Source organism: Microcoleus sp. CAWBG640, assembly GCF_020883015.1.
Lineage (GTDB): Bacteria > Cyanobacteriota > Cyanobacteriia > Cyanobacteriales > Microcoleaceae > Microcoleus > Microcoleus anatoxicus.
Genome location: NZ_JAHRFC010000044.1, coordinates 4,923 through 24,247, shown reverse-complemented (window position 1 = coordinate 24,247; position 19,325 = coordinate 4,923). Strand labels below are relative to the sequence as shown.

At 46.2% G+C, this 19,325-nt stretch carries 8 protein-coding genes; 5 read left to right on the top strand and 3 right to left on the bottom strand.

All coding sequences use genetic code 11. The features are described 5' to 3' along the window. The first annotated feature begins 1 nt into the window (after position 1). The 4 genes from AAFP11_RS20005 to AAFP11_RS19990 all read left to right on the top strand — a co-directional run bounded on the left by AAFP11_RS20005 (position 2) and on the right by AAFP11_RS19990 (position 9,409). Complete coding sequence (locus tag AAFP11_RS20005; protein WP_341738641.1) at positions 2–463, top strand: CBS domain-containing protein; 462 nt, start codon at positions 2–4, stop codon at positions 461–463. A gap of 119 nt (positions 464–582) precedes the next feature. Further along, a complete protein-coding gene (locus AAFP11_RS20000; RefSeq protein WP_341738640.1) occupies positions 583–1,236 on the top strand; it encodes a HEAT repeat domain-containing protein in 654 nt (217 codons plus the stop codon). A gap of 293 nt (positions 1,237–1,529) precedes the next feature. Further along, positions 1,530–2,858 carry a CAP domain-containing protein gene (locus AAFP11_RS19995; protein WP_341738639.1) on the top strand — a complete coding sequence of 443 codons (1,329 nt, stop codon included), beginning with the start codon at positions 1,530–1,532 and terminating at the stop codon, positions 2,856–2,858. 551 nt (positions 2,859–3,409) lie between these two features. Then, positions 3,410–9,409, top strand: coding sequence for an AAA family ATPase (locus tag AAFP11_RS19990; RefSeq protein ID WP_341738638.1), 6,000 nt, complete (start codon positions 3,410–3,412; stop codon positions 9,407–9,409). A gap of 397 nt (positions 9,410–9,806) precedes the next feature. Here AAFP11_RS19990 and murQ read toward each other — a convergent pair whose 3' ends face one another. Both murQ and AAFP11_RS19980 read right to left on the bottom strand, forming a co-directional pair. Then, positions 9,807–10,721: an N-acetylmuramic acid 6-phosphate etherase gene (murQ, locus tag AAFP11_RS19985; RefSeq protein ID WP_341738637.1), complete on the bottom strand. Its 915-nt coding sequence runs from the start codon at positions 10,719–10,721 to the stop codon at positions 9,807–9,809. Between the two features lie 19 nt (positions 10,722–10,740). Continuing rightward, positions 10,741–11,109, bottom strand: a complete 369-nt coding sequence (locus tag AAFP11_RS19980; protein WP_341738636.1) for a DUF3110 domain-containing protein — start codon at positions 11,107–11,109, stop codon at positions 10,741–10,743. Between the two features lie 270 nt (positions 11,110–11,379). Between AAFP11_RS19980 and AAFP11_RS19975 the strand changes: the two genes are divergently transcribed. Beyond that, positions 11,380–18,090 (top strand): translocation/assembly module TamB domain-containing protein, encoded by a 6,711-nt coding sequence (locus AAFP11_RS19975; protein WP_341738635.1) that lies wholly within the window; start codon positions 11,380–11,382, stop codon positions 18,088–18,090. Between the two features lie 119 nt (positions 18,091–18,209). Here AAFP11_RS19975 and AAFP11_RS19970 read toward each other — a convergent pair whose 3' ends face one another. Further along, positions 18,210–18,944 carry an HAD family hydrolase gene (locus AAFP11_RS19970; protein ID WP_341738634.1) on the bottom strand — a complete coding sequence of 245 codons (735 nt, stop codon included), beginning with the start codon at positions 18,942–18,944 and terminating at the stop codon, positions 18,210–18,212. Positions 18,945–19,325 lie beyond the last annotated feature (381 nt).

Sequence of the window (19,325 nt, the reverse complement as noted above, 5' to 3'; positions counted from 1 at the left end):
CATGTCCAAAACAGTAGCCGATTTAATGACTCGCGAACCCCTGACAGCGCGAGCAGAAATGTCCGTGAAGGAAGCGATTAAAATTTTAGCTGCTCGCCGGATTAGCGGCCTTCCGGTTGTAGATGCCAATGATTTGTTAATCGGTGTCATATCCGAAACCGACTTGATGTGGCAGGAAACAGGTGCAACTCCCCCCACTTACATCATGATACTCGACAGCGTGATTTACTTAGAAAATTCATCTCGTTACGAACAAGAACTCCACAAAGCTTTAGGACAAACAGTAGGAGAAGTTATGAGCCGACAACCCATTAGCATCACCCCAGAAAAATCAGTCCAAGAAGCAGCCAAACTTCTGCACGAGCGCAAGATCCACCGATTACCGGTGATTGATGCGAATGGTAAAGTAATTGGTATCCTCACTAGGGGAGATATTGTCCGAGCAATGGTATCCGAGTTTTAAGTAGCTCCCATATTAACACGAATTGACCAGAAAATCAGCCACTCTCATCTTGAATCTGTGAACTTTTGGCAATTACCAATTACCAATTACCAATTAGCAATTAGCAAATTTAAAAACCCATGAGCCTTAACCCTGAATCTGTCGAACAATTGCTGAATTCCGAGGATTTTGGCGATCGCCTCCGTGCTGTCAATCAACTGCGTCAACTAGAACCAGCCATCGCCTATAAACTGATTCAAACTGCGATCGCAGACAAAAACGTCCGCGTTCGTTACGCCGCCATCAGCCAAATGTCAACCCTCGGCACAGAGAATCTCTCTAATGCCTTAGAGGTACTAATTCACAGCTTGAACAACGACCCCGAACCCGACGTCCAAGCCGCCGCAGCCGATGCTTTGGGTGCTTTGAAATTAACCGATGCTCTAGCAGATTTACAACAAGTTTACGACAATACATCCGAGTGGCTAGTTCAACTCAGCATCGTCGCAGCCTTGGGAGAAATGGGAGATCCGAAAGCATTTCCAATGTTAGAAAATGCCCTGACTTCGGATAATGAGTTAATCCAAACCATTGCGATCAGTGCATTAGGAGAATTGGGAGACAAACGAGCCCTCCCACTGCTCCTTCCCTACGCTGGAAACGTAGATTGGCAAATCCGTTACCGAGTCGCCCAAGCTCTAAGACGACTAGGCGGTGCAGAAGCAGAAGCAGCTCTAGAAATTCTGACTAAAGATGAAGTTGAGCAAGTTGCATTGGAAGCCAAAGGAGCCTAGGAAAAATTTAGATTTGAGATTTGAGATTTGAGATTCATTAATAATTGTAATCTCAAATCTAAATTTTAATTGGCATCAGAATTATTCACCTCTCTATTCTCTTCCTCTGTGTCCTCTGTGTCCTCTGCGGTTAAATCATTCCCAGATAAATAGAAAATGTGAAATTCGCTTTTTAAAGCTAAAATCCAAAAATGACAATCGATTGAAATTCAAATTGTGCGGGAAGATATACGGAAAACAAGTACAGCAGTTGTAGATACGAAGTAAGCCAATCTCAATTTTTCTAACTCACCATGTTTGAACAAATCAATAATTCCGCCACTCAACCTTTAGACATCTTAAACGAAGGGGGTTTGGCCCCTGAACGTTTTGCCAGTGCAACGAATCAATCTTTTGTTGATAAAGTTCTCGAACTTACCAACATAGAACGAACTAAATTTGGTTTGTCAGCCCTGACTTTCAATGCTCAGTTGCTGAATGCGGCGGCAAATCACACCGAAAATATGGCCCTGCAAGACTTCTTTTCTCATACCGGAAAAGATGGTTCTTCGATCGGCAGTCGGATTACTGCAACGGGCTATAAATTCTCAGCGGCGGCGGAAAACATTGCTGCGGGTTCTTCTACACCCGAACAAGTTGTAACTTCCTGGATGAACAGTGCTGGCCACCGTGCTAATATTCTCGATCCTAAGCTGAAAGAAATTGGCATTGGTTACTATTTTTTAGCCAATGATACTGGTACTGAAAATTGGAATCACTATTGGACGCAAGTGTTTGCTACTTCTCTTGACGGTATCACTACACCCATATCTACTCCCACTCCCACTCCTACTCCTACTCCCACTCCTACTCCTACTCCTCTTCCCACTCCCACTCCCACTCCTACCCCAAATCTATCTGCATCTATCACCTCACCGATCGCCAATGCTACAGGTGATGGCAGCCCGACGACAGCCCCCAAAAATACAGTCAGCGGTGGCAATTATTTCTTATCTGACAGTGGGGATGCTCAGTTGCCGACAAGTCCTGGGGGATTGCCAATTTTTGCCCTTTCTGGGAAAGACAATCTCACCGGAGGAGAAGGTGCAGATACTATTAATGGAATGCAAGGTGCGGATACTATTAATGGTGGTGGGGGTAATGACAGTTTATCCGGTGGCAAAGAATCCGACTTAATTGATGGGGGTGTTGGTAATGATTTTATCAGCGGTAACAATGATAACGATCGCCTGATTGGAGGAGACGGTAACGACACTCTCCGTGGTGGCAAAGAAGATGATATCTTGATTGGCGGTAATGGCGATGATTTGTTAGGGGGCGATCGCGGTCAAGATATTCTGACTGGCGGTAGTGGCAATGATACCTTTATTCTAGCCGGTGGTTTGTCTGCGGTCACTACTTTAGCAAATGCAGATGTAATCGTCGATTTTGTGGCTGGGGATAAAATTGGTTTGACTGATGGTATTGGGTTTACCAACTTGACTTTTGAGTCTGTGAACTTGCAGTTGGATGGAAGTGCAAGCGTTGTTTCTACCGCGATTAAATCTGGTAGCAATTATTTGGGAATTGTCCAAGGTGTAAGTCAAAGTCAGCTTGCATCGAGTGTTTTTATTAATGGATAATAGAGCATATCCCTGGTTTATGAAATGCTGTAGGGACACTCAAGCGTGTTCATTGATGTCAACTTAAGGTCAAACCCGCAGTCCGGCAGGGGTTGAAACCCCTGCCTCAAAGCTCAAGTCCTCTCAAGAGGACTCATGAGTTCTTCAGTCCTCTTTAGAGGACTTGTGCTATTAGACAGGGAATTCATTCCCTGGCGGACTATGGGAACCGTGGCAGACTTGGCGGGCTGACAGCTTAAAGTTGACACCTATGACACGGCAATGCCCAAGGAGTGTCAACAATCAGGTAAAACCGATAGTCCGACAGGGGTTGAAACCCCTGTCTAATAGCTAAAGTCCTCTAAAAGAGGACTAATGAGTTGAACATTCTTCTCTTCAGTCCTCTTGAGAGGACTTTAGCTTTGTGAGACTCGGTTTCAACCCCTGGCGCCAGGGCGGGCCCACAGACGGACTTGGCGGGCTTTCAGGCTTAAGGTGACACGAAGAAGGGCACGGTGCTGTGTCCCTACGACGGGGATTGATCCGATCATTTAGATAGGTTGAGTGGTTTTATGCTTACGCACAGCGCGATCGCCCTTTTTGACTATGACATGGCGGAGCAACTATACTCCGGCTCCCGCACCCTAGTGTACCGGGCTGTGCGAAAAGCAGACCAACAACCCGTTGTCATCAAACTGCTGAGTAATGAGCATCCGAGTTTCAGCGAACTCGTGCAGTTTCGCAATCAATACACGATCGCCAAAAACCTCAACTCCCCCGGCATCATTCAATCTTACGGTCTCGAACCCTACCGTAACGGCTACGCTATGGTCATGGAAGACTTTGGCGGCATTTCGCTCGGCCAGTTCGCGCTGGGCAAACCCCTGTGCCTCGATGTATTCTACCCGATCGCCCTGCAAATCGCCGACATCCTGCACCACCTCTACCGCAACCGCATCATCCACAAAGACATCAAACTTGCCAACATCCTGATTAACCCAGACACCCAGCAAGTCAAGCTGATAGACTTCTCCATTGCCTCACTGCTGCCGCGCGAAACCCCAGAAATTCAAAATCCGAACATTCTCGAAGGTACCCTCGCTTACCTCTCCCCCGAACAGACTGGGCGGATGAACCGAGGCATCGACTACCGCAGCGATTTCTACTCCCTCGGTGTCAGCTTCTACCAACTGCTAACAGGACAACTGCCGTTTCAGTCCCAAGATCCCATGGAATTGGTGCATTCTCACCTGGCAAAGCAACCAACCGCCATCCACAGCATCAATCCTGCGATTCCACCGATGCTGTCTGAAATCGTCGCCAAGTTGATGGCGAAAAATGCTGAAGACCGCTATCAGAGCGCATTAGGACTCAAGCACGACCTGGAACTCTGTCTGACTCAATATCAAGAGAAGGGAAATCATGTCCGGTTTACGCTAGGAGAGCGCGACATCTGCGATCGCTTTTTGATTCCCGAACGCCTCTACGGCAGAGAAGCCGCAGTAATCGAGCTGCTGAGTGCCTTTAACCGCGTCAGTGAGGGCAAAACAGAACTGCTGCTAGTGGCGGGTTTTTCTGGTATCGGCAAGACAGCAGTTGTGAATGAAGTACATAAGCCGATCGTCCGTGAAAGAGGCTACTTTATCAAGGGTAAGTATGACCAGTTCAACCGCAACATACCCCTGTCTGCGTTTGTGCAAGCCGGGGGGGATTTGATGGGGCAATTACTCTCGGAATCTGATACAGAACTGGCGCAATGGCAAGCTCAAATTTCATCTGCTGTGGGCGACAATGGACAAGTTTTAATTGAGGTAATTCCCGAACTAGAGCAGGTGATTGGTCAACAACCGACTGTACCAGAATTATCGGGGAGTGCGGCACAGAATCGGTTTAATTTATTGTTTCAAAAATTCATTGAAGTATTTACCACAAAAAAGCATCCCTTGGTAATGTTTTTGGATGATTTGCAATGGGCTGATTCAGCTTCTTTAGAGTTGATCAAAATATTGATGAATGGTAATAGCTATTTGCTGATGCTTGGTGCTTATCGAGATAACGAAGTGTCGTCTGCTCACCCATTTATTTTGACAGTAGCAGAACTCAGAAAAAACAAAGCAATCGTAAATACAATTACCCTTGCACCATTAGCCTTTACTGATACAAATCATCTGGTGGCAGATACATTGAATTGTTCACCAGAATTGGCGCAACCTTTGACAGAGTTAATCCATCGCAAAACCCACGGCAATCCCTTTTTTACCACCCAGTTTCTCAAAGCATTGTATGAAGAGAAATATATTACCTTTAATGGCGATCATCGCTATTGGGAATGCGATATTGCTCAAGTGAATGCGCTGGCGATCACTGATGATGTTGTTGAGTTTATGGCATTGCAATTGCAGAAGTTGCCGATCGCAACTCAGGACGTACTAAAACTAGCAGCTTGTATTGGCAATCAGTTTGATTTGACAACCTTGGCGATCGTTTTAGAACAATCACCCACTGACGCAGCCACAGCATTGTGGAAAGCCTTGCAAGAAGGCTTGATTTTGCCCGCGAGTCAGGTGTACAAGTTCTTTCAGGGTACAGAAAAATCGACTATTGAGAATCCTGTTAATCCAAAATATCGATTTCTGCACGATCGCATCCAACAAGCAGCCTATTCATTAATTCCAGACGACCAAAAACAAGCAACACATCTCAAAATTGGGCGGCTATTACGAGATTCCTCTACCAGTGACAGAGAAGAACGGTTATTTGAAATTGTCAATCATTTGAATGTTGGTATTGCTCTGATTGCATCACTTCAAGAGCGGGAAAATTTGGCAGAATTAAATCTCACTGCTGGAAAAAAAGCTAAAACTGCTACAGCCTATGCAGGGGCAAGCGAATATCTCGGAATGGGAATTAAGCTTTTACCAGCAGATGCTTGGGAAAGCCATTATCCCCTGACGCTAGCACTCCATGAAGACATTGCCGAGGCGAGCTATCTCAACACCGATTTTGAGCAGATGGAACAGTGGGCGAGTGTCGTGCTGCAACAGACAAAAACGTTGCTAGATAACATCAAGGTTCAGCAAACTCGGATTTTAGGAATCCAAGCCCAAGGGCAATCTCTGGAAGCAATTCAGATTGGATTGCAGGTGTTACACTCCCTGGGGATTGAATTTCCAGAACAACCCACCCAAGAAGATATTAGGCAGGCTTTTGGAATAACGCGATCGCTATGGGCAGATAAACCCTTCCGTAGTTTGCTAGACTTACCCACCATGACAGATCCCCAGCTTTTGGCGGCGATGGAAATCCTGACAGCTTTGGTGCCTCCTGCCTTGCAGTCAGCTCCTAACTTAATGCCATTGCTGATGTTCAAGCGAGTTGAATTGTCCATCCGATCGGGCAATTGTCCCATCTCTGTATTTGCTTACGGTGAATATGGCTTAATCCTGTGTGGCATCATGGGCGATATCGAAAATGGTTACAAGTTTGGAGAATTGGCATTAAACCTTCGAGAAAATCTCCATCTAGCCTCATTAAAATGCCGAAACTGGCACGTAGTTCACACCTTCGTTAAACATTGGAAGGTTCCCCTCTCGGAAGTGCTACCGGGACTACAAGAGGCATACCGCAGCGGACTAGAAACTGGAGATATTGAGACGGCTTGCTACGCTGCTATGGCTTCCTGTTATTACGCTTACCATGCGGGGCAGGAATTAGGAGAACTTACCCGAACAATGCAAGCTTATCGTCAAATTATTCAGCAATACAAACAAGCAAGTGCCCTAGATTTTCAAGAAATTTATCAACAAACTACCCTGAATTTATTAGGACAGGCTGAGGTTCCTTATCTCCTCACTGGAGAAATTTTTAACCAGAAACAATCTCTGCCTCAACTGCAAGCAAACAATCAACGCCTTGCGTTGTTCATGTGGTATATAAACCAAACTATTCTCTATTATCTCTTTGGACAAGATCGAGAGGCGGCTCAAACCTCTGTTCAAACTGCACAATACCTAGATGGTGGTGTAGGGTTGTTTATGATTCCCCTCTACTCCTTTTATGATGCACTGATTCAATTAACTCAGTATGCAGCAGCAGCCCCAGAAGAGCGCCAGACGATTCTGCTCCAAGTCCAACAGCATCAAGACAAATTGCAGCATTGGGCAGATTTAGCTCCTACAAATCATCAGCATCGCTGGGAATTGATCGCCGCCGAGCAATATCGGGTATTGGGAAACAAAACCGAGGCGATCGAGGCTTATGATCGCGCCATTACCAGCGCCAAAGCTAACCAATTCATTCAAGATGAAGCCCTTGCTAATGAACTAGCTGCCAAGTTCTATCTCAATTGGGGTAAAGAAAAAGTTGCCGCTGGCTATATGCAAGAGGCGTATTATTGCTATACGAAATGGGGAGCAAAAGCTAAAACTTTCAATTTAGAAACCCTTTATCCCCAACTGCTCCAGCCGATATTACAACCACCCAAATCTAATTTTAATACCTTAGAAACCCTCACAAATTTTACGAACTCAACCACTAAAATTTCTAGCACCAGCATTTTTGATTCCTTAGATTTTGCCTCCGTAATCCAAGTCGCCCAATCTCTCTCCAGTGCGATCGAACTTGACGATCTTTTGAGACAACTCACCCAAATTATTCTCCAAAGCTCTGGAGGAAATAAGTGTATATTGGTTCTGCCCCAAAATGAAACTTGGCAGGTGATGGCTATTTCTACCCTCGAAACCACAGAACTTTGTTCAATACCCTTAGACGATAATCCTGATGTGCCAATCAAATTAATTCAGTATGTTAAACGCACTCAATCTGTGGTGGTAATCGACAACTTACAAACAGATTTACCCGTTATTGATGATTATCTGATTCAACGTAATCCTAAGAGTGTGCTGTGTTTGCCAATTCTCAATCAAGGACATTTGGCGGGCATTCTTTACCTAAGAAATGAAATGACTGCGGGGGTATTCACGAGCGATCGCCTGACAGTAATTAATTTCCTCTGTATCCAAGCTGCTATTTCCTTAGAAAATGCCCAACTTTACCAAAATCTGCAACGCTCAGAAGCCAATGAGCATGAAAAAGCAACAGAATTAGCGCAAATGCTGACAATACTTCAGTTGCGAAACAAAAAATTGGCTTTTCGGGCAGATGTGGATGCCGGATTAACAACTCATGAAAATCTCTCTGATATGCTGCAATCCACTACAGAAGCAATTGTGCAACATCTAGATGCAGCCTTTGCCCGCATCTGGACTTTGAATTCTGCTGAAAATGTTTTAAAACTCCAAGCTAGTGCTGGACAATACATTCATTTAGATGGTCCCCATGCTCGTGTTCCCGTGGGAAAATTTAAGATCGGGCTGATTGCTGAAGAATGTTGCCCCCATTTAACTAATGATGTATTAAATGATCCACGAGTTGGCGATAAAGAATGGGCAAAACGGGAAGGGATGATTGCCTTTGCTGGTTATCCGCTGATTGTTGAAAATCAAATTATGGGCGTAATGGCAATGTTTGCGCGTCATACTCTAGATGATGAAATCTTAGAGGTATTAAGTTCAGTTGCTGATGAAATTGCTTCAGCAATTAAACGTAAGTATATCCAAAAAGCCTTGCAAGAGTCAGAGATAGAGCTACGGCAAAAATCACAACAGATTGAACAGGCATTTCAACAACTCCAGCAAACCCAACTACAAATGGTGCAAAGTGAAAAAATGTCTGCCTTGGGTAACTTGGTGGCGGGGGTTGCCCATGAGATTAATAACCCTGTTGGTTTCCTTGGGGGTAATATTAAACCCGCCCTAGATTACATTAACGATTTGTTTGGCTTAATCGATCTATTTCAACAAAAATACCCACAACTAGACCCAGAAATTCAAGAAGAAATAGAAACCATTGAGCTTGAATATATTCGAGAAGATTTGCCTAATTTAATTGCTTCCATGAAGGAAGGAGTAGCTCGAATTCGAGATATCAGCACAAGTTTGCGAACTTTCTCCCGTGCGGATACTGATCGCCCCGTAGCTTGCAATATTCACGATGGGATTAATAGTACAATTATGATCCTCAAACATCGTCTCAAAGCTAATGAGAATCGCCCAGAAATTGAAGTTATTAAAGACTATGGTAATTTAGCCAAAATAGAATGTTATGCCGGACAGTTAAACCAAGTGTTTATGAATATTTTAGGGAATGCGATCGATGCTTTGGATGAATCTAATCATGGACGTAGTTTTGCGGAAATTCAAGCCAAGCCTAACTGTATTACCATTACAACCTCAGTGGAAAATAATAGCGTTAAAATTGCGATCGCAGATAACGGTAAGGGTATGAATGAAGAAGTCAAAGCAAAGGTTTTTGACCATTTATTTACTACGAAGGAAGTAGGTAAAGGTACGGGGTTGGGTTTGGCGATCGCTTATCAGATTGTCACCGAGAAACATGGCGGCGCGATTTCAGTTAATTCAGCACCGGGCAAGGGTACCGAATTTGCGATCGCGCTCCCGATATTTATAGAGGATACTCAAGCGTGCCCAAGGAGTGTCAACTTAAGCTGTTAGCCCACCAAGTCCTTCTGTCCGCCCGTTAGTCCAACCGGGGTTGAAACCCCTGTCTAATAGCTAAAGTCCTCTAAAAGAGGACTCAAGAACTCATCATCATCAGTCCTCTTTGAGAGGACTTGCGCTTTGAGACAGGGGTTTCAACCCCTGGCGGACTGGCGGGATGACCAACGGACTTGGCGGGCTTTCAGGCTTAAGTTGACACTAATGGGCACTGCCGTGTCCTAATTTCGGCTACTAATAATTCCGATGCTACCGGATTTGATATGACTAATGACTACTAACAACTGATATCGTTTCCGGTTGCATCGGAATGATTTAACCGCGAAGGCGCAAAGGACGCAAAGGAAGAGAAGAGAGAGATTAATACAGGACGATGCTAACGGAATTGATATGACTAATGACTAATTGACGCTACAGCCGATCGCAAATTCCCTTGAAATTCACCCAAAATGCGATCGCACTCTTCCCTCTCCAAACCAGTCCAGTGCATCATCAAAGCCAACTTCACAGACTTGCCACTTTTTTCGAGCAAAAAACCCGCTTCATCCCGGTTCAAATCAGTCAAATCTTGCAGCATCCCTAAAGCCCGATCGCGTAACTTCTTGTTTGTCACCGCCACATCCACCATGCGATTACCGTAAACCTTACCCAGCTTCACCATTACCCCAGTCGAAATAATATTCAAAGCCATTTTTGTCACCGTACCCGCTTTTAAGCGCGTCGAACCCGCCACTATCTCCGGGCCAACCAACAAGCGAATATTCACATCAGCCTCAAAACTAACTTGTTCGACAGGTACACAAGCCATAAAAACCGTCTTCGCACCCCGCTGGCGGGCCGCCTGCAAAGCACCGGCGACAAAGGGCGTTGTACCCCCAGCCGTAATCCCGATGACCACATCGAGATTCGTAATCTGACGATGGGCGATCGCACTTTCCCCATCTTGGGCCCGATCCTCCAAATCCTCGGAACTCCGCACCAGGGCTCCCGCACCCCCAGCGATAATCCCCTGTACGAGCTCTGGTGGCGTGCAGAAGGTGGGCGGACACTCGGCGGCATCAAGTACCCCCAAACGCCCCGAAGTACCCGCACCGACGTAAAACAGGCGGCCTCCGTGACGCAGAGACTCAGCGGCGATGTCAATAGTTTGGGCTAAATGTTGGCGGGATTGGGCGATCGCGCTTAAAGTTTGAGCATCTTCCCGGTTGAACAAGTCCACCAATTCGATCGAACTTAGCCGATCTAAATTCTCACTGTTGGCATTCACCTGTTCCGTCAGCAGATGCCCCCGTTCTTCCAAATTCTTCATTTTGTGTCAAGTGTGAATATTACAAAAGTCCTTCGAGTCGGCGACGAATAGAGTCTAGTTCGCTTTGAGAAACGTCAGTATCAGATTTAGGTTCCGGCTGTGACTGCCATTCTATCTGTGTTACATTGTTTTCGGGCGGAATTTCCAGCGCCCCTGCCGGCACCAGTTCCCAGTCATAATCGACACTATCGCAGAAATCCTTAATTTCTTCCTCGTCGATCGCCTCGACAGTAGGTTCGGGGAAATCCTGAGCTTCCAACATCAAGCCAAAGCGGATGGCATCGTCTTCTGACTCAAACATGAGAACTTTGTTGCGATCGCCGAGTTGAATGGTATGAATTCCTTCATTCTCCGTGCGGGCATTGAAGAGTAAGACGAACACTCGCATAAGTTTACAAACTTTCCTAACCAGCGTTTTTTTATCTTAGGATCGATCGGTCGATTTTTGATTTTTGATTTTTGACCTGAGACTTACTCCCGCGAGAAAGTGGCACTGTAGAATGTTGAATATGGCCCAGAATGGGGCAGTGCTTTCACCATCCCTGTGGTTGGCGAGTTACTTGCTGATGAGAGGGGCATCTTTTAGGGCTGCTGAAAGCCAGCGCTGTATGCGATAGCATTAGCATCGGGTAGTTTACTTCCTGAATTCTCCGAATCTATGACTAACTCTCCCGATGACAAAAATCAACACGCACCCCCTCGCACTGTTCGCTGGTGGCGTCCTCTACTGCTTAGCGGTACGGGATTGGGAATTTTCGCCCTGGTGGGGGCGGCCGCTGCTGCTGCTTGGTGGATTCCCGAAAAGTTAGCTCCTGTGGTGGAAACTGAAGTTACTAAGCTAGTGAAACGCCCGGTGCACATTGGAAGTTTGGAGAGATTTTCTCCGACAAGTTTGCGATTTGGTCGATCGAGCCTACCTGCAACTGCTACCGATCCCGATTATGCCTCTACCGAAGCAGTGGAAGTGCAATTTTCACTCTGGCAACTGTTGTTGGACCGCACTCTCAAGTTAGATATTACCTTAGTCAAACCCAACGCTTATATCGAACAGGACGAACGAGGAGTTTGGGTTAATATTCCCACTATCGACAAGCCGAAATCTCCCAGTTTATTTAAAACCGAAATTGGTGCAATTAGAGTTGAAAATGTCGGTGCAGTCTTGGCTCCTGCTCCACCAAGGGGATTAAAAAAACCTCTGCCCATTTCTGTAATTCTTAAAACAGGTAGCGCTCAATTTTCGCAGCAAAACCAGCGAGTTATTTATGAATTAAATGGTAATTTTACCAATAGTGACAATTTTATTATTAAGGCTGATTCTTTGTTGACAACAGCTCAGACTAACATACAGATGCAAGGTCAAAAATTGCCTTTGTCTTACCTAGTCCAGTTGCTAAGAATTCCTGATGTGTATTTAGGTAGAGGTCTAGCCAATGGTAATTTAACTGTACAATTACGAGACAACAAAGTATTTGGCATTACCGGAACTTCGGATTTTCAAGGAGTTGATTTAGCCATTAAAGCGCTGAGACAGCCAATCCTAAATAGTAGCGGTCAAGTGCGGTTTCAGGGGACTAATATTATAGTTGATAGTCTGACTGCTAATTACGGTTTGATACCTCTAAAAGTAGCAGGGACAGTGGCAACGGGAGCTAATTTCAATCTGGAGCAATCTAAGTTCGATCTGGTAGCAAATGTGCCACCAGTGACAGCGACAAACATTATCAGTACCCTAGAACAAGAATTAGGTCAAAAAGTAGTATTGCCCTTGGTGGCTGCGGGAGAAGTCAAGCTAGATGCTAAATTGACTGGGACTGTTTCACAGCCAGTTATGGTAGGTGCGATCGCATCCACCAAACCAGCTATAGTCGATCGCCTACAATTCAAAAATATTAGCACCAACTTTAAACTAGAACGAGGTAGAACAGCCCCAGCCCCAACTCCCAATTCTCTCTCTTCAGTTCCCCCACTTTCATCCTTAGCTTTGACTTTGAGCGATATTCTGGTGGAGCCTGCTGTTGGTGGTAAGATTGGCGGTAAAGGTCAAATTGATATCGCCTTGGCAAATAACAATTCACCATCGGGTTTGGTGTTTGATTTGCAAGCCGAAAACCTGCCCGCCGACGCGATCGCCCAAATTTACAGTCTGCCAATTCCTGCTACAGTTAAAATTGGGAGCGTCTCAGCTAAAAGTCAAATTTTTGGCCCTTTAAACAACATTCAAGCTAGGGTACAATGGCAAGCACCCCAGGGCAACTTTCCGGCTAGTGGCGAAGTTCGCGCCGGCGGAAATGCGGTGGATTTGCCAAATACTGTTATAAAAATTGGCGAGGCTACTGTGAATGTGAATGCAGCCATCGTCGGCCGTCAATGGCAAGCTTTAATTAAAGGCGATCGCATTAACCTCAATAGTTTACAGCAAGTTGTACCTGGACTTTCTTTACCACCTGAATTAGCAGGTTTGTTCAGCGGAACTGCCGAAGCTGCGGGGACTCTGGACGATTTGAGTTTAAAGGGGATAAATGCTAGAGCTAAAGGACAATTAAATATAGCTGACAGTATTGTGAATGTTAATGGCGAACTAGCATCGGGCAGTTGGCAAGCTTTTGGTAATACGAAAAAAGTGGCTTTGAATCGAATAATCGATATTGGATTGCCGTTCCTGAACCTAGGTACTCCTAACACTTCAAACCCCGAAAATATCAATAATATCAACAATCTCAAATCCAAAATTGCCAATCTAAAATCGTTTGATGGAGAGTTAGCAGGGGAATTTCAAGCTAGGGGAACTATTGACAATTTAACCGCCAAAGGCATCAATGTTAGAGGTAGTGGTAAACTCAATATTGCTGAGAGTAATCTCAATTTCAAGGGAGAATTGGTAGAGGGAAAATGGCAAGGAATTGCAGCAACCGAACGGGTAGCTATCGGTCGCTTAGTAGATTTAGGATTGCCACTGTTAGATGTAGCTTCAGCATTTAATACTGACAGCCAGCCCACGGCAAATATCAACAATCTCAAATCCAAAATAGCTAATCTCAAATCGATTGATGGACAACTATCAAGTCAATTTAAAGCAACAGGTAGTCTGGACGATTTGACGGCAAAGGGCATTAATGTTGCAGGCCGTGGCCAACTGAATCTGGGTTCAGGCAATGTTAATTTCCAAGGAGAATTAGTAGAGGGAAATTGGCAAGGAATTGCGGAAACCGATCGCACTGCCATCCGCAACTTGGTAGATTTAGGGTTGCCCTTGTTAGATGTAGCCTCAGCGTTTAACACTGACCCTCAGCCAACGGCAAATCTCAACAACCTCAAATCCAAAATAGGTAATCTCAAATCCATTGACGGACAAGTATCCAATCAAATCAAAGTCAGTGGCAGTCTGGAGAAATCAAGCGCAGTTGAGATTGCAGCCAACAGCAGTGGCAAATTAAATATTGCTGATGGTACGGTAGATTTTAAGGCCAAATTAGCCGCCGGACGGTGGCAAGCTGTCGCTAATCTCGATCGCCCTATTCTCAGTCGTTTAGAACAAACAGTCCGCAATCTCCAACTGTTTCCCCTAACGGCAACTTTGCCCACAGGATTTGACGGCAGAATTAACGGCCAACTCCAAGCCGCCGGCAGTTTAGATAACTTGACAGCAAAGGGAATTAGTGCTAGGGGAGAAACGCGGATTTTGGCCAATGGACTTGGGGCGATCGACACTACAGCCCAATTAGAAAACGGCAACTGGCAAGCATTCATCGAAACCAACGACATCGCCCTAGCCAATCTCCAGCAAACCCTCAAACAAACCGGTTTACTGACAGCAGATTTACCACCAGAAATTGATGGCAATCTCGACGGCAAAGTCCGCCTTTTGGGAACAGTAGATAACTTAACCGCCAACGGCATCACCGCCCAGGGCGAAGGACAAATTAGACTGGCCAACGGTGGAGGTACTGTCAATGCCAAAGCCCAAGCCGAATCGGGGAATTGGCGCGCATCAATTAACGGCGGACAAATTGCCCTAAGTCGCTTCCAGAAAGCCTTTGAATCCCAGCGCCAAAACTTGCAATCCCCCGGTTTAGTCTCCCAAGCCCAAAATCTGCCCCTACTCCGAGGACTATTTAACGGTAATCTAAATTTATCAGGTCCGATCGCATCGAGCACGGGGGCACGGGCGGGCACGCACCATCCACCGCCCCTACAGGATGTTCGCGCTGGTGGCAGTTTTCGCATCTCGGAATTGCCATTTCTCAAACAACCTCTTGAGGCTATATTTAATTGGGATGGCAAACGGGTGGAAATTGAGAACGCTACAACTCCCGGTTTGACAGCAAATGGCATTGTTAACGTCGAACTTGCAGGTAAAGGATTGCCTTCAATTTCTAATCTAGATTTGAATGTCAAACTCTCCAACTTTAACCTGGAAGCCTTACCGGCAGAACAACTCGGATTTTTGAGACCAATTGGTCTCAAAAAGTCTTCAGAGAATAATCTCCCCCTGCGCGGGAATGTCGATTTTGTCGGCCGCCTCACCGGCACCCTCAGCGCCCTCAGCTTAGTTGGCGATGTGGCTGTGCGAGATTTAGCCGTAAATCAGGTAGCTTTTGACCCCGTACTGGCGGGTACTGTGAATGCAGGTTCTGGCAAAAGTGTAGATTTGCGTCTAGCCGGCGTCAGCGACAAAATCGAAGTAGCTTTAAATCCATCTTTCCTACCGACATCTTTCTTAGTCAAACGCGGGGAATCCGTGGCTAGCGGCCAAACTGAGGGCGAAACTCTGCGAGTCAATTTAAGCGATTTCCCTCTCGCAGCTTTGAATCTGTCACCAGGTAAAGATGCTGGTTTGGGGCCGATAACTGGTACGGTTTCGGGACAAGTTAACGTGCCCGGTTGGAAAATGCCACTGAATCCGGCGACTTTGCAAGCAAGTGGACAAATTGCGATCGCCCAACCAGCGATCGGCTATATTAAAGGTGACAGTTTCCAGGCAGAATTTAGCTACGCTAACGGTAGCGCCACTCTCAACAACGGCGTTTTCCGCCAAGGCAGCGGTCAATACTTAATTTCTGGGAATGTGAAAGCAGGGGCTAACCCGGAATTTGCCGGAAAAGTTAACATCCAGCAGGGAAACCTCCAACAAGTTTTAGCCGCCCTGCAATATTTCAATTTAGGAGATTTCGCCAGAGGTTTAAAACCTCCCGTTTACGGTAGGGCCGCCGATGTCCAAACCGTAGCAGTGGGAGTCCCCGAAGCCCCTTTAATCGAACAGTTGCAGCGCTTGGTAGAAATTGAAGAAATTCTCAAACAGCAGCAAGCAGTCACAGCATCGGAACCCTTGCCTCCCTTGGATCAATTGCAAGGCACTTTTGGTGGAGAAATTGCCGTAGCCGGTTCTTTGCAAACCGGAATTCAAGCTAAATTTAATGTCAAAGGTGATAACTGGCGCTGGGGTAAATATGTCGCCCAACAATTCAGCATTGAGGGAGGTTTCCAGGACGGGATTCTAACTATCTTACCTCTGGAAATTCGATCGGGCAAAAGTGCGATCGGGTTTTCTGGACAACTAGGCCAAAAAGCTCAATCCGGCCAGTTGCGGGTGGAAAATTTACCAGTCGAAGAGTTAGCAAAACTGGTGGAATTGCCCTTTGTCGATGTCACGGGCAATTTGAATCTGCGGGCAAACTTGGCCGGCACTTTAGCCAATCCGCAACTAGCCGGAGAATTGAGTTTGCAAGACGGTACTCTCAACAGAGAACCAATTAAAAAAGCCGATGGCAGTTTCAGTTACAGCAACGCCCGTCTGAATTTTGGGGGCAGCGCTTTGGTGACTCAAACCGAACCGATTGAAGTTCAGGGAAGTTTACCCTTTGAGTTGCCTTTTGCCACTGTCAAACCTGATAGCAATCAAATCGATTTGCGGGCCAATTTGCAAAATGAAGGATTGGCCATTATTAATGTCTTGACTCCCCAACTTACTTGGGTTAGTGGCAAGGGACAGGTGCAAATTCGCGTGGGAGGAACCCTGGAACGCCCTGTAGCTCAAGGAATTGCAAATTTTGAAAATGCAACCGTCCGCGCCAAAGCCGTCCCAGAACCGCTCACAGGGCTGACTGGGGCGGTGCGCTTTGAGGGCGATCGCATTCGGGTAGAGGGAATTCGGGGACAGTGGTCGCAGGGAGAAATTGTCGCCCAAGGTGTGATTCCGCTGTCAGTACCTTTTGCTGAGGGTGATGTGGATGCGGCTAGTCCCTTGGCTGTAAATTTAGATAAGTTGGGTTTGGACCTTAAAGGATTGTACCGTGGCAAGGTAATTGGTCAAGTGCAGGCGATCGGCACGGCTTTGCGGCCGCAGTTGAGTGGCAAAATTGAACTGTATGAGGGCGAGGTGTTTTTACCTAGCGCAGGTGGTGCGACAAAGTTAGTCTCTGCTGCTGCTGCTTCCGGTGAAACTCCTTCTGCTGCGATTGAGGTTTCTCCTGCGGTTGCGACTCCAACGGCGACTTCCTCTTCTCCTTCCTTTGAAGTCCGTTTAAATGATTTGCAGTTAAACTTGGGGCGTAGAATTCAAGTTAAAAGCGCGCCCCTATTGAGTTTTGGGGCGACTGGGGGTTTGACTGTCAACGGTACTCTTGACGATCTGCGCCCGGAGGGTACAATTAGATTGACAAACGGTGCTGTGAATTTGTTTACAACCCAGTTTAGGCTCGATCGAGGATATCCCCAAACTGCTACTTTTATACCATCCCAAGGATTAGACCCCACCCTGGATGTGAGATTAGCAACTTCGGTACAGGAAGTAACGAGATTTCGGACTCCGGGAAATTCTGTCGCATCGGAAATAGCAGACGAACCGAATCTGTTTGGGAATGTGCGGAGTGTACGAGTTCAAGCCTTGGTAACGGGAAAAGCTTCTCAGTTGGCGGATAGTTTGGAGTTGAGAAGTTCTCCGAATCGATCGCAAATAGAAATTGTCGCACTGTTAGGTGGCAGTTTTATCCAAACTTTAGGTAAGGGAGATAGTACCCTGGCGATCGCCAATTTAGCAGGTGCTGGCTTATTTGGCAACATTCAATCTGTGATTACAAATGCCACGGGATTAACGGAATTCCGGCTATTTCCCACTAGGATTGGTAGCGGAGAAGGGCGCACGGCTAGTGCGGGTTCCACAAATGGTAGTGCCGGTTCCCTCGGTGTCGGATTGGAAATTGGAGGCGATATTACCCGCAATCTTTCGGCTACTATCATCCGGGTGTTGTCTGCTAATCAACCAACAGAATTCAATTTGCGCTATCGTTTGAGTGACGAAGTTTTGCTACGCGGTTCCACTGATTTTCAAGGAGATAATCGAGCAACTGTGGAGTATGAATTAAGATTTTAAAATGATTTCACCGCAGAGAACACAGAGGACACAGAGGGAGATAAGAGAGATGAATGCAGGACGATGCTACCGGATTGGATATAACCAACAACAACTAACAAATAACCAATAACAAATAACTAAATTGTAATTTCATCCAAAGATGCGATCGTCACATCAGCCTTGGATAAATGACTAGCCTCCGCCTTCCCCCAACAAATCCCAATACAGCCCGCCGCACCAGCATTTTTGCCCATCTGAATATCCCCCGCTGAATCTCCCACCATCAAAGTTGCTGCGGGTTCTACTCCCAGTCTCTCACAAGCTAACAAAAATAATTTAGGATCGGGTTTATTGAGATGCACAGAATCCACACCCATTTCTAACTGAATGTATGCGCCTAATTCGGAACTTTTCACAAAGTTTTTCACGGCTTGAGTCGTAGCAGCCGAAAGAATTCCCAGTTTCAAACCCGCATCTGAGAGAGATTTCAAAACTTCTAAACTGCCCACAAATAAGGGAGAAGGCGGACTATTTTTTAACATTGCGTCGGCTTCATCAAAAGCACGTTGGGCAATCGCTAAAGATTCTATCCATCCTCTGCCAGTTTCGGCAATATATCCCGCAGCTACAATTTCGTTTTCCCGGCGGCTACCCACTGCCATCAAGCCCGTGGGGTCGATTTTACCAGCTTCGATACCGAAAGCCATTTGCAATGGCTCTCCAACGCCGGGAATTTGGGCATCTACCAAGCGCGATCGCTTCAGCCCTAAATGTCTCAAAAATTCTTGAGAATCCTCTAGAGTGCCATCTTTGTCAAAGATAATGGCTTGAATATTAGAGAACGTAATACCCCGACATTTAATAGTTACCAAGAATCAAAACTCCTGAATTTTTATATTTTTTTTCTATCTTGTCATAATTAGGAAACAATTCCACTTGTTACCTTTGGCCACGGGAGGCAGAGCCTCTCGACATCAGTTCCCAGGCAGAGCCTAGGAACCAGGTATACAGCCTTTTTCCACTTGTTCCCAGGCTCTGCCTGGTAACGCAGATCCGGAGGCTCTGCCTCCAATTTGTTACCTTTGGCCACGGGAGGCAGAGCCTCTCGACATCAGTTCCCAGGCACAGCCTAGGAACCAGGTATACAGCCTTTTTCCACTTGTTCCCAGGCTCTGCCTGGTAACGCAGATCCGGAGGCTCTGCCTCCAATTTGTTACCCTTGGCCACGGGAGGCAGAGCCTCTCGACATCAGT